This window comes from Bradyrhizobium sp. GW821-FHT13H06 (genome assembly GCF_058803975.1).
In genome coordinates this window covers 35,094-46,649 of sequence record NZ_JBXAPN010000019.1, presented here as the reverse complement: position 1 = coordinate 46,649, position 11,556 = coordinate 35,094, and the positions used below count along the sequence as shown (strand labels likewise).

Sequence of the window (11,556 nt, the reverse complement as noted above, 5' to 3'; positions counted from 1 at the left end):
CCCTAATGTGGATGCCGTCAGGTCGCCCGAAGTGGACGGGACAGAAGGTGTTCGTGAGCGTCTTCGACCGAAGCTGACGGATCGGCCTCCGATCCCGCCACTCCGCTCAGTTCGATCTCATCTGCGATGAGCGCCTCAAGCAAGTGGCGGCGCGATTCCAGCCAAGCCGTGATTCTGTCAGCAGCCCCTTCACCGATAAGCCTGTTCTCTGAGCAAGCATCTCGATCCAGCATTTTTTCAGCTACCGACGCGCTGAGAGCCGCCAGCGCACCGAGCCCTGCTATCGTTAGCAACGACGCGGCGATCATGATCTTGTATACGAACCGGCTCCGCTTTCGCTTCCCGTGTTCTGTTGTGTCGACAGTCAAGTATTGGACAGCGCACGTCGGACCAGCATCGATACAAGGATGGTTTATGAACATGATGATTGCGATGGCAGGGACCACAATCCAGAACCCCTCACTCTTCATTTTTACGCTCACAGGCGAGATGCATTCGGCAGCGAGCAGCCCTTAGGGCTACAGCACTGCTTCGATGCACGATGCAATCTCCAGCAAGCGCCGGTCAGAATTCCTGCGGCCGACAAGCATCAGTCCGATCGGAAGCTCATCGACGGAAAGCGGCAGCGAGATCGACGGGCAGTCGAGCAAGTTGGCGACGCGCGGATTGCGCAGCACGAGACCGTTCAGCTCATGGAACGCCGCATCCTCCGTAATGGAAGAGATCAGCGGCGCCCGGATCGGCGTCGTCGGCAGGACGAACACCTCATTGTTGCCGAAAGACTGTTCGAACGACCAGATCGCCGCCCGTCGGAGCCGCATCATGCGCACATAGTCCGTGGCGGGAATTCCGGCGCCGGCCTCGATGCGGACTCGCGTTCGAGGATCGACCCGATCAAGCACCGAGACACCCAAACTGCGCAGCGTTGCTCCGACCTCGATCGACGGGAAGGTGCCGATCTTGTCGATCTGGGCGACCTCATCGAGCGCAGCCTCGATGGATACATCCTTGATCTGCAAGCCGCCTGATCGAAGGCGGTCCAGACCCTTCTCAAACGCAGCGAGCACCTCGGGTTCGCATCGATCGAACAGGCGCCCGCGGGCAACGTTCAGGCGGAACGTGCCGGGGGATGCGGGCCGCAGCCGCGACGGCGCACCTTCACCTGAAAGCACCTGATCAGCCACGAAGCAGTCTTCGACGTTCGAGGCGATCGGACCGATCGTGTCCAGCGTGGATGACAGCGAGAACACGCCGCCGCTCGGTACGAATCCGCTGGTCGGCTTGAAGCCCACCGCGCCCGACAGCGCGGCCGGGATTCGAATAGAACCTCCAGTATCACTGCCGATGGCGAGCTCTGCCATGCCGTCAATCACCGAGACCACGGCGCCCGATGAAGAGCCTCCAGGAACGCGAGCGCGATCTTGAGGATTGCCCGGCATTCCGTCATGCGAATTCGTACCCAGCGCAGAGAAGGCGAACTCGGTCATCTGCGTCTTGCCGATGACGACAGCACCCGCAGCCCGCAGCCGTTTCACAACCTCGGCGTCCACAACCGCCGGTGGCAGGTCGCGCAGGACGGCAGACCCGGAGCTCGTGACCGTGCCGGCAACGGCGAACAACGCCTTCACCGAAACAATGCGGCCATCAAGCGGACCGCGGGGCGTTCCGGCAGCGGCGCGCCGATCCGCGGCCTCGGCCTCCCACCGGGCGCTGTCTGCGAACACCACCGTGAAGACATTTTTTGCTTCCTCTGAATGGATCCTCGCGAGTGCCGCCTCCAGCCGTGCTACGGCGGGAGAATGCGATCGGTCCTGCGTTGCTGTCACGACACGGCGCCTCGGAGGAGGAATTCAGGAGACGACTGGCAGGACGTCGACGTCGTAACTATGCGTCAGAGACCGGTTAAGGACCGGATCCCTAAGCTCCATCTCAAAACGCGTCCCAGGCCGAATGCCGCCGATCGCGCCCGGCGTACCGCAGAACATCAGCGTGCCGGCCGGTACCATGTCTGTCCCGGTGTAGCGAAGAATGAGATCGCGCGGCGTCCTGAGCGAGGCGACCGGACTGTCCTGATAGAGAATCCGTTTCCCTTCGATCGTCGCCCACGAGCGAAGGACCAGTTGATCCCAATGCCCCTCGACATCGGCATATGACCAGAGCTGTGGGCCGATTGGCTTGCCGCAGAGCTGCTTCGAAAGAGCGATGCCGGACGCCTCCGCCTTGCGGTCGGTATGATCCGAACCGATGCCAACCCAAAGCCCGTCAGCCATGGCGACGATGACCGGTTCGACCTCGCCGGAACTGTCCGGCCCAAGGACTGTTAGCCGACTGTCCTGGGTCAATGTTTGCGCCGCGACGCGGTAGTAGAGCGGCGTGGTCGAGGGACGCGGAATGCCGAGCGCAGCCAGCTCCTCGATATGGTGCTCAATCGCCGCCGCGTCCCTGCCCGCCCAGCCAGCGATGACAAGGGAGTCGATTTCGACCCCGACACGATCGGTCCGGTCCTTTGCGAGGCGTTCAAATCGCAGCAACATGGAATTCCCTATCCTTGGTCGATGTGGTCAGGATTTCGCCGCGCTCGATCTGCAGCGTCCTGTCGGCGATTCGGTCGAGCAGCGCGGGCGAGGATTCGGTGATCAGCATGGCAAGCTCGGGCCGATGCTTGCGCAATTCGCCGAGCGTTCGCGCGTAGTCGAGCGCGAGGGCCGGTGCTAGACCCTGGAACGGCTCGTCCAGCAGCAGCACCTTACGTGCCACCGTCAGCGCACGCCCCAGCGCGACCATCTTCCCCTGCCCCCCGGACACGCCCCCGGCCAGCCTGGCACGCATCACGTGCAATTCGGGCAACAGCTGGAAGATCTCGTCGAGCCTGCGCGCGATCTCGGCACGGTCGAGCTTCAGCGCCAAGGTCGGAAGGCGAATGTTCTCCTCCACGCTCAGCTCCGGAATCAGGCGGCGGTCCTCCGGCGCATAGCCAATCCCGGCCCGGGCGCGGGTGTGGGCGGGCCTCCTGCCGAGATCGTCGGCATCGAGGCAGACCGAGCCCTCATCAAGCGCGACGAGGCCCATGATTGCGCGCAGGGTCGTGGTCTTGCCGGCGCCGTTGCGGCCGATCAACACCGTCGTCTTGCGCGCGATGATCTCGCAGCTGACGGCGCGCAGCACGCGAACGCCCTCGATCGAGACGCTGACCTTGTCGAGCCTGAGCATCAAGCAACCCCCACGACACGTTGGCGGACCTGCGCATTACTGAACACCTCGTCGGGCCGGCCCTCGGCCATGATGTTGCCGGCGTTCCATACCAGGACGCGGCTCGCGTAACGCGCGACCACGTCCATGTCGTGCTCGACGAACAGCGCCGTGATGCGGCGCTGGCGCAGCGCGCCCATGAGCGCCTCCATGAGCGGGAAGCGTTCGAGGGCGCTCACGCCACTGGTCGGCTCGTCAAGCAATAGCAACCGAGGCTTCAGGGCCAGCGCAACCGCGATATCCAGCAGCTTGCGATGTCCTTCGGGAAGCGTGCTGCTGATCCGGTCGGCATCGTCGGCGAGCCCGACCAGGTCGAGCAACGCCCTCGCCTCCTCGCGCCGCCTCGCCGTTTCGAGCGGCTTCACCGCGCTCCACAGACCATCGGTAGCGGCCAGGGCCAGCATCATATTGTCGATCACACGCTGTGCGGAGAAGAGTTGCGGGATCTGGAATGCGCGGGCGACGCCGCGGCGCGCGATGGCACGCGGCGACAGGTGGGTGATGTCGTGGCCGTCGAGCAACACGCTGCCCGATTTGGGGCGGATGTAGCCCGTGCAGATGTTGAGCAGCGTCGTCTTGCCCGATCCATTCGGACCGATGATCGCGAGGAACTCGCCGTCATGGATCGCGATGCTGACGTCGTCGGCGGCCTTGACGCCGTTGAATGAGACGTGGAGGCCTTTTGCTTCCAGGATGGGACGCGTCATAGGCTCGTCGCCTCCTTGCGCGCGAACAATCCATAGACCCCTTGCGGCATGAACATGATCACGATGATCAGTGTCACGCCCACGATCAAATTCCAGGAATCGGTGACGGTCACCGCCGCGCTGTGCAGCAATTCCAGGAACAAGGCACCGATGAACGCGCCCGGCACCCCACCGATGCCGCCGAGCACGGCGATGAGCACGAGGTGGCCGGATGCGGTCCAGAACGCGAAATCCGGGACCACGCGACCGATCGCAAAGCCGGCGATCGCGCCGCCAAGGGCGGCGAGCGCCGCCGAGACGACATAGGCGATCAGCAGAACCGCCCAGACCGGGATGCCCAGATATTCGAGCCGGATCTCGTTGGTGTGGACGGCCGAGAGCGCGTGACCGAGCGGGCTGTTCAGGTAGCGCTGCACGGCCAGACCGACGAGCACCATCAGCCCCAGGCTGAGATAGAACAGCACGCTCTTGAAGGCCGGCTCGCCAAGCACCATCCCGAAAACCGCCGGGACCGGCACCGGCATGCCGTCGGTCCCGCCGGTGACACCGTAGAGCTTGGCGCACAACGCGTAGAACACCATGGAGACCGCGAGGTTCAGCATCGCGAAGAAGATCGCGCGATAGCGGACGAGAAACGATCCGGCCACGGCGCCAACGAGCGCTCCGCCCAGCACCGACAGAATCAGCAGCAGGCCAAGGTCGTTGATGCCGGCGCGCGCCAGAAACGCGACGCCATAGGCACTCGCGGCAAAGAACATCGCATGACCGATCGAGATCAGTCCGGCGCGGAGCAGCACGGCGACGCCGAGCGCCGCAAACCCCTTGGCTATGGCAAGCGTTAGGACGAATTGAAGCCAGGGCGCGGCCAGAGGCAGCAGCGCGAGGACGAGGACCGCCGCGGCGGCAATGATCGTTGGCATCATATCCTCCGCGCCGCCACCGATCCGAACAGGCCATAGGGACGGATCAGGAGAACGACAAGCATCGCCGCATAAGGCGCGACGGCATCCAGTGACGGAGCAAGATAGATCGCCAGCACGCGCGCCAGGCCCACGATCAGCGAGGCCAATGCGGCTCCTTCGATCTGTCCGAGACCGCCTATCGCCGCAACCGCAAAGGCGAGCACCATGGTGTCAGCGCCGAGACCTGGTGCGATGCCCGAGGTCGGCGTCGCGAGCGCACCGCCCAATGCGGCGAGAAACACGCCGAGCGAAAACGCCAGGATGAAGATCCGGTTGGTGTCGATGCCGATCGACTGCGCCATCTCGCGGTCGGTGACCACAGCCGTGATCAGGCGCCCCAGCCGGGTGTGGTTGATCAGAAGCCGCAAGCCGATCACAACCAGGAACGCCATCCCAATCAGGAGGATCTGGTAGTTGAGATAGACGACGCTACCGATTGAGGTGGTGCCGAGCAGTCGCATCGGCGCGTCTTCGTAGAAAGATTGCACGCCAAAGGCTACGCGCTGGAGATCCTCCAGGATGAGGAACAGCCCGAACGTGATCAGGATCTGCACGGCCTCCGACTTGCCATAAGTCCAGCGGATGAGGCCCCGTTCGATCAACGGACCGAATATCGCCGCGACACACACCGCACTGAACAGGAGCGCCAGGAACGACCAATACGGGTTGAGCTGCCGGCTGGCGATGAACAGGCAGATCGAGGCCGCGACATAGCCGCCGATCGAATAGAGGCTGCCATGGGCGACATTGAGGACGCGCAGCACGCTGAAGACGAGCGTCAGGCCGACCGCCGCGAAGAAGATCAGCGCGGCGCTCGCCAGGCTGTCCAGCAGCAAGGGGATGACTGCATTCAACATCTGTCTATGCCTTCCGTCATCGAAATCAGTGAACCTCATCCCCGCCTATTTGTAGCTTCCCGGCTTCGGCAGGCTTTTGGCGAACTCGGGCTTGAGCGTGGCGATCCAGGCCAGCGGATCTTGACCTGCCTGCGGCATCAGGTTGTCGCCTTTGTAGCGGACCATGTCGCCAATGACGGGAAATTGCTGCGCCGACGTCTTTACGGTCACGCCGACGATCTGGTCGACGAGGCCGTCATTGTCGGCCCGCGTCTGCGCGGTGCCGGTCAGGGTCTCGACCTTGCTGCCCTTCATGGCATCGGCGAGCTCGGCACGCGTCGGCCATTTGCCGCCGTTCTTCTGCATCGCGGCCTCATAGGCCGCCTTCACGTAGATCAGCGCGTTGGCCATCTTGATCGACGGGAACACCGGATACTCGCCGAACCGAGCCTTGTAGGCTTCGGCAAACTTTACCGTTTCCGACCTCGCCTTGGCGTCCGGCGACATCCACCAGCCGTCGCCGAGAACACCGACAATCACCCCGTCAGGCAAGGGCACTCGCTGCAGCACGGTCTCGCCGAGCGCAAGGATCACCTGACTGGAGGTGAATATCCCACGCGGTGCGGCCTGACGAACGAAGTTCTCGAGATCGGCGCCCCAAAGGTTTGAGAAGACGACGTCCGGGCGCGCGGTGGCGAGGCGAGAAATCTCGGTCTGATAGTTCGGCGAGCCCAGCTTCGGATAGAGCTCGGCGACGATCTCGACGTCCGGCCTCAGGGCCTTCAGCGCCGCGGTGAAGATCTTCGCTGCGTCGTGGCCGAACGCATAGTCCGGATTGATGATCGCAACCGTCCTCACGTCGGGTTTGCGGTCCAGCAGGTAGATCGCGTAAGCGATGAATTCCGGCACGGTGTTGCCGTTCGGGCGAAACACATATTTGCTCTTGCCGTCCATCAGCAGCTGATGGGTATCGCAGTTCCAGCCCACGGTGGGGACCTCGAGTTGCTCCGCAAGCGGCGCTAGCGCCAGGCAATTCGCGCTCGACAGGGCAGCGACCATCACCTGGTTCTTCGCGTCGCCGGCGAGCCGACGATATTCTGCGATCACACCCTGTGCGCCCTGTGCTTCATCGACATAGGTCGCGCCGACCGGCACGCCACCTATGCCGCCCTTTGCGTTGATCTCGTCGATCATGAGGTCGGCTGCGTTCTTGCCCGGCATGCCGTAGGCTGCGGCAGGCCCCGACGTGAACGTGAAGATGCCCAGTCCCAACGCGCTCGGCTTGTCCTGCGCAGCGACCGGCGTCGCGGCTACCACACCGAGCGCGAGCGCCCCGGCAAGTCCGTCCACCGCCCATCGGACTTTGCCCTGCGGCCCACCGCGATCCAGCCTGAAGAACCCTTCAAGTGACGACAGGCAACGCGCAACTACGACAGAGATACCTCTAGACATCATGATTTCTCTTCCCCCTGTGCTGATCGAATGATGTTGTGCGGCGGCGATCCGGCATCACACCGGATCGAAATAGTGCATCTCCAGCAGCAGGCAGCCGTTCACCGACTTGAACGGGCCATGCGGCGCGTGCGGCGGGCGGCAGGCATAGGTGTTCGGCGGAAAGCTCTTGCCGCCCTCACCCTTCGCATCGTTGCCGACGATCAAATCGCCCGAGACGAGATAGACCTCTTCCCAATACTCGTGGGAGAACGGCGCGGTTGTGTAGACGCCGGGCGCGAAACGGAGCAGCCGGGTCCGCGTCCCGCGCCGGTTTTGTTCGTCCAACCCGCCCGCGATGATCTTCTGCTGGATACCAGCCGGATAGCCCGCCGGCGTTTCCCAGCCGCTCGCCATGTCGAGCGTGTAGAATTCGTCGTGCTTCTTGTTGACAGGCATGTGTTGGCTCCCTGGTTCAGGCGGCTTTGCTGGCGCTTGAGACGCCGTTGAGGTCGTAGGAATCGAGCATGGTCTGGACCAGCCGGTCGGCGCCGGCCCAGTCGTAGGTGCGATAGGAGTGGCCCTTGGTGACGAAGGTCGCGCCGGCGTAGAACATCTCGTACTGCTGGTGGCGCGAGCCGAACTCGGAGCCGACGGCATCCCAGGCGAGCTTGTAGAACTTCACGCGGTCATGCGAATTGGCCTTCGGCGACTGCTGGGTCTTGCCGATGAGGGCCGCGATCTCGGGGTTGTCGAAGTCCGCGACCGATGAGGGCAGCATGATCATGCCGCCGCCGGCGAGCTCGCGGAGCGTGTTGATGACGTGTCCGTAGAGCTGCTGCGTCAGCACCTGCGCGGAGTAGAGGGTGTGCCGGTCCGGGATGAAATATGGACCAACCTGCGTGCCCTTGGCCTCCATCGCCGCCACCAGCGCATCGACCATGCCGGTCTCGGCCGCGAGCTGGCCGAGCATTTCACGCACCTGCGGAAATTGGGTGACGCCGTTCATGTCGGCGGTCCGATGCGCAAGGCCGGTCAGGAACTTGAGCTTGACGCTCAAGCGGACCATCGCCTGGTAGTTCTGATAGACGTGGCAGGGCGTGGCGTGGAACTGCTTCTGGCACATGTCGACGTTGCCCTCGATGAAGACACGGTCCCAGGGCACCTTCACGTCGTCGAAATAGAGAACCGAGTCGTTCTCGTCGAAACGGCTCGACAACGGATTGTCGAACACTGCGCCGGCGGCATCCTCGTAGGATTTGCGCGACAGCATCTTGAGGCCCTTCGTGTTCATCGGAATCGCGAAGGACATCGCATAACGCTCTTCGCCCGGACGCATCGGCTGGATGGTGGTGACGAAGACCTCGTCGGCGACCACGCCGCCGGTAGCGAGCATCTTGGCGCCGCGGATCGTGATCCCTTCCGCGTCGCGATCGACGACGCCGGCGGTGAGGAACGGATCGGCCTGTTCGGCCGCCCCCTTCGAACGATCGGCCTGCGGATTGATGATGACGTAGGTGAGATAGAGGTCCTTGTCGCGAGCATAGCGGTAGTAGCTCTCGAGCGCACCGGCGCGGGCGGGATCATAGGCCTTGAAGACATCGAGCCCCATGTAGAGCCCGGAAATGCAGGACGCCACGTGGTCCGGGGCGCGTCCCATGAAGCCGGCATGCAGCGAGGCCCACGCTTCGAGCGCCTTGCGCCGCGTCACGAGTTCGGCATAGCAGGTCGGAAGCTGCCAGATGCGGTTGGCGCGACCCGCGCCCGTGTCGAACGTCATCAGTTCCGCGTTCTCCGGCGCGCTCGCGAAGTCGAACAGGCCCGCCATGGAGCTCGCGAGATTGCGAAAGGCATGGTACGTCGTGACATCGCCGACCGAGGCGCCGTTGATGTAGATGGTCCGGCCGTCCTTCAGGCCCGACAGATATTCCTTTGCGCTGCGCATCGCAGTTTCTCCGGTTCGAAACTAGTAGTGAATGGGAAGCGGCCAAGTTGGCTCGCGCTCGGTCTCATCGACGAGATCGCGGTATCGACCGCGAAAGAAGATCAGGGGAGCAGCGTCCTCGGCGCGGCTCGCGTGCCTAATGACACGGACGACGAAGATGACGTGGTCGCCGCCCTCGTAGACTGCGTAGGGCGCGCATTCGAAATGAGCCATCGCGCCCGAGATCAGTGGCGCCTCGGCATGGCCGACCGACGTCCTCACCTGGTCCCATTTGTTGGAGAGAGCGCGCGCGAACTGGTTGGAGATGTTTTCCTGGTCACGCGCCAGGATGTTCACGGCGAAACCCTTGGCTTCGAGCATCGCAGGCAGGCTGCGCGCCTTGCGGTCGACGCTGAAAAGAACGAGCGGCGGATCGAGCGAGACGGAATTGAACGAACTCATGGTCATGCCGATAAGCTCTTCGCCCTTCCCGCGCGCGGTCACCACCGCAACCCCGGTGGCGAATTCGCCGAGAGCACGCCTGAATGCACGATCCTCCATGGACACTGCCTCGTTGCCCGGTCCTGATTTATAATTCTCGAGTAGCTTTCTGACAAAGCTATTTTAGAATGTCAAGCCCACTTGCTGGGCGGGCGCATGCGTGCTTTTTAAGCAAGCTCGCAATGCCATGATTTGGCGGGGAGATTGACCGCGTGAACGATGCACTCTTGACGGCGTCGAAACCCGAGCTGCTCGACAAGGACGGAGACCGCACACTCCGCGGCCTCCTCTACGACTATTTCGCGTTCGGACGCAGCCTGGAGGCCTGCCGTGAAATATTCGCAGGCTTCGTCGACCTGTCGCCTACCCAGTATCTGATCCTGATCGCGATCAAGAATTCGACTGCGGAAGAACCGATGGGCGTGAATCAGGTCGCCGAACGGCTTTACTTGAGCGGCGCCTTCGTCACCAACGAGATCAACAAACTGGTGTCCGATGGCTTCCTCGAGAAAACGCCCCACCCCGAGGACGGACGGCGGGTGCAACTTGCCCTCACCCAGCACGGAATGAGCCTGTTGATCCGTCTTGCCACTCTGCAACGCCCTGTCAACGACGCACTGTTTGGAATGCTGACGCGCGAGGAGTTCAAACTCCTCTCGCAAATGCTCTCTCGTCTTGCGTCAAATGCCAATAGCGCGCTAAAGCTCGCCGAGCACGTTCGGGCGACGCTCACCTCGCAAGATAGCGAAGCTTACCGCATCGAGCAGCAAAGAGGCCGCAAGAAAAAACGAACAGGCCGGTAAAGCCCGAGGTCGTGACTATTCAGACCAACGCGTTGAGCGCTTCTTAGCTCCCTTGCCCATATGGAGAGAAGCTTTCGACGGAGCCGCATGCCCGCGAGTGGTGAACTTGGTGGCAGAGCAATCGCAGGACGTGCTTGTCTTGATTGCGTATTTCGGCTCTAATCGCGATTGAAGCGCCTATTGCGCGCATCCTGCATGCTCCAGGGCCGTAGCGTGCTCCCCAGGCAAAGGCTGCCACACCCTATGCTTGAAGGGCGACGACGCTTTGAGTCTCAAGGCGTCGCTCCTTCACCCAACGGAGCACCTTATGCCGCTTGATGCGTATCGGATCAACACCGAGCCCTACTACGAGCCTCAGGCCACCGAAGTCGACATCTTCACGGCCGCCTACTGTGAGCGCCTGCCAGTGATGCTGAAAGGACCGACCGGCTGCGGCAAGACCCGGTTCGTCGAACACATGGCGTGGCGGCTCGGCAAGCCGCTGATCACGGTCGCGGCCCATGAGGACATGACCGCTGCCGACCTCGCCGGTCGCTATCTGCTCGAACCATCAGGCACCGTCTGGCATGACGGCCCTCTGACGCAAGCCGTCCGTCACGGCGGCATCTGCTATCTCGACGAAATCGTCGAAGCGCGGCAGGACACTACCGTGGTGATCCACCCGCTGACCGACGCGCGGCGCATCCTGCCGCTGGAGAAGCACAACGAGATCGTGCCGGCGCACGCCGAATTCCAGCTCACGATCTCCTACAATCCCGGCTACCAGAGCGCGGTGAAGGACCTGAAGGAGTCCACCAAGCAGCGCTTCATCGCGATCGATTTCGGCTATCCCCCACCGTCCACCGAGAGCACGATCATTGCCCGTGAAAGCGGTGCGGACAGTGATTTGGCGACCCTTCTGGTCAGGATCGCCGAGCGCTCCCGCAATTTGCAGGGACACGGCCTCGACGAAGGCGCATCGACCCGGATGCTGATCCACACGGGACGCATGGTCCGCGCAGGCCTGCCGCTGACCGCTGCCGTACGAGCCGGCATCGTGCTGCCGATCACGGATAATCCCGACATCCGCGCGGCGCTCACCGACGCCATCGCTGCATGCGTTCCGTGAGCGCGAAGCCATCTGCCGCGCTGCAAGTGCGGTCC

13 protein-coding genes are annotated in these 11,556 nt (G+C 63.0%); 2 read left to right on the top strand and 11 right to left on the bottom strand.

The annotated features are described in order from the left end of the window. Positions 1-17: 17 nt before the first annotated feature. The 11 genes from AC1RQP_RS39480 to AC1RQP_RS39430 all read right to left on the bottom strand — a co-directional run bounded on the left by AC1RQP_RS39480 (position 18) and on the right by AC1RQP_RS39430 (position 9,670). Positions 18-470 (bottom strand): hypothetical protein, encoded by a 453-nt coding sequence (locus AC1RQP_RS39480; RefSeq protein ID WP_492943065.1) that lies wholly within the window; start codon positions 468-470, stop codon positions 18-20. Positions 471-518: 48 nt separating this feature from the next. Continuing rightward, positions 519-1,826: an amidase family protein gene (locus tag AC1RQP_RS39475; RefSeq protein ID WP_492943063.1), complete on the bottom strand. Its 1,308-nt coding sequence runs from the start codon at positions 1,824-1,826 to the stop codon at positions 519-521. A gap of 24 nt (positions 1,827-1,850) precedes the next feature. Further along, positions 1,851-2,534 carry a DUF2848 domain-containing protein gene (locus tag AC1RQP_RS39470; protein WP_492943061.1) on the bottom strand — a complete coding sequence of 228 codons (684 nt, stop codon included), beginning with the start codon at positions 2,532-2,534 and terminating at the stop codon, positions 1,851-1,853. Further along, a complete protein-coding gene (locus tag AC1RQP_RS39465; RefSeq protein WP_492943059.1) occupies positions 2,518-3,210 on the bottom strand; it encodes an ABC transporter ATP-binding protein in 693 nt (230 codons plus the stop codon). Before AC1RQP_RS39465 ends, AC1RQP_RS39470 begins: the two co-directional genes overlap by 17 nt. After that, positions 3,210-3,956, bottom strand: a complete 747-nt coding sequence (locus AC1RQP_RS39460) for an ABC transporter ATP-binding protein (RefSeq protein WP_492943058.1) — start codon at positions 3,954-3,956, stop codon at positions 3,210-3,212. The genes AC1RQP_RS39465 and AC1RQP_RS39460 overlap by 1 nt, the downstream gene beginning before the upstream one ends. Next, positions 3,953-4,876, bottom strand: coding sequence for a branched-chain amino acid ABC transporter permease (locus tag AC1RQP_RS39455; protein WP_492943056.1), 924 nt, complete (start codon positions 4,874-4,876; stop codon positions 3,953-3,955). The genes AC1RQP_RS39460 and AC1RQP_RS39455 overlap by 4 nt, the downstream gene beginning before the upstream one ends. Continuing rightward, positions 4,876-5,775, bottom strand: coding sequence for a branched-chain amino acid ABC transporter permease (locus AC1RQP_RS39450; RefSeq protein ID WP_492943054.1), 900 nt, complete (start codon positions 5,773-5,775; stop codon positions 4,876-4,878). Before AC1RQP_RS39450 ends, AC1RQP_RS39455 begins: the two co-directional genes overlap by 1 nt. Before the next feature lie 45 nt (positions 5,776-5,820). After that, positions 5,821-7,104 (bottom strand): ABC transporter substrate-binding protein, encoded by a 1,284-nt coding sequence (locus tag AC1RQP_RS39445; protein WP_492943052.1) that lies wholly within the window; start codon positions 7,102-7,104, stop codon positions 5,821-5,823. A gap of 159 nt (positions 7,105-7,263) precedes the next feature. Further along, positions 7,264-7,644 carry a cupin gene (locus AC1RQP_RS39440; RefSeq protein WP_135169793.1) on the bottom strand — a complete coding sequence of 127 codons (381 nt, stop codon included), beginning with the start codon at positions 7,642-7,644 and terminating at the stop codon, positions 7,264-7,266. Between the two features lie 16 nt (positions 7,645-7,660). Next, positions 7,661-9,130 (bottom strand): 4-hydroxyphenylacetate 3-hydroxylase family protein, encoded by a 1,470-nt coding sequence (locus AC1RQP_RS39435; RefSeq protein ID WP_492943049.1) that lies wholly within the window; start codon positions 9,128-9,130, stop codon positions 7,661-7,663. A 21-nt stretch (positions 9,131-9,151) separates the two neighbouring features. Then, a complete protein-coding gene (locus AC1RQP_RS39430; protein ID WP_492943047.1) occupies positions 9,152-9,670 on the bottom strand; it encodes a flavin reductase family protein in 519 nt (172 codons plus the stop codon). A gap of 152 nt (positions 9,671-9,822) precedes the next feature. On the opposite strand from AC1RQP_RS39430, the gene AC1RQP_RS39425 reads away from it, so the two are divergent. Then, entirely contained in the window at positions 9,823-10,413 is a 591-nt protein-coding gene (locus AC1RQP_RS39425) for a MarR family winged helix-turn-helix transcriptional regulator (RefSeq protein ID WP_492943045.1), read from the top strand. Between the two features lie 307 nt (positions 10,414-10,720). Beyond that, positions 10,721-11,521: a CbbQ/NirQ/NorQ/GpvN family protein gene (locus AC1RQP_RS39420; RefSeq protein WP_492943043.1), complete on the top strand. Its 801-nt coding sequence runs from the start codon at positions 10,721-10,723 to the stop codon at positions 11,519-11,521. Positions 11,522-11,556: the final 35 nt, after the last annotated feature.

Bases quoted from the DNA above. Each gene is read 5' to 3' on its own strand.
- AC1RQP_RS39480 (WP_492943065.1), bottom strand. From the start codon at position 470: ATGAAGAGTGAGGGGTTCTGGATTGTGGTCCCTGCCATCGCAATCATC.
- AC1RQP_RS39470 (WP_492943061.1), bottom strand. From the start codon at position 2,534: ATGTTGCTGCGATTTGAACGCCTCGCAAAGGACCGGACCGATCGTGTC.
- AC1RQP_RS39465 (WP_492943059.1), bottom strand. From the start codon at position 3,210: ATGCTCAGGCTCGACAAGGTCAGCGTCTCGATCGAGGGCGTTCGCGTG.
- AC1RQP_RS39460 (WP_492943058.1), bottom strand. From the start codon at position 3,956: ATGACGCGTCCCATCCTGGAAGCAAAAGGCCTCCACGTCTCATTCAAC.
- AC1RQP_RS39455 (WP_492943056.1), bottom strand. From the start codon at position 4,876: ATGCCAACGATCATTGCCGCCGCGGCGGTCCTCGTCCTCGCGCTGCTG.
- AC1RQP_RS39450 (WP_492943054.1), bottom strand. From the start codon at position 5,775: ATGTTGAATGCAGTCATCCCCTTGCTGCTGGACAGCCTGGCGAGCGCC.
- AC1RQP_RS39440 (WP_135169793.1), bottom strand. From the start codon at position 7,644: ATGCCTGTCAACAAGAAGCACGACGAATTCTACACGCTCGACATGGCG.
- AC1RQP_RS39435 (WP_492943049.1), bottom strand. From the start codon at position 9,130: ATGCGCAGCGCAAAGGAATATCTGTCGGGCCTGAAGGACGGCCGGACC.
- AC1RQP_RS39430 (WP_492943047.1), bottom strand. From the start codon at position 9,670: ATGGAGGATCGTGCATTCAGGCGTGCTCTCGGCGAATTCGCCACCGGG.
- AC1RQP_RS39420 (WP_492943043.1), top strand. From the start codon at position 10,721: ATGCCGCTTGATGCGTATCGGATCAACACCGAGCCCTACTACGAGCCT.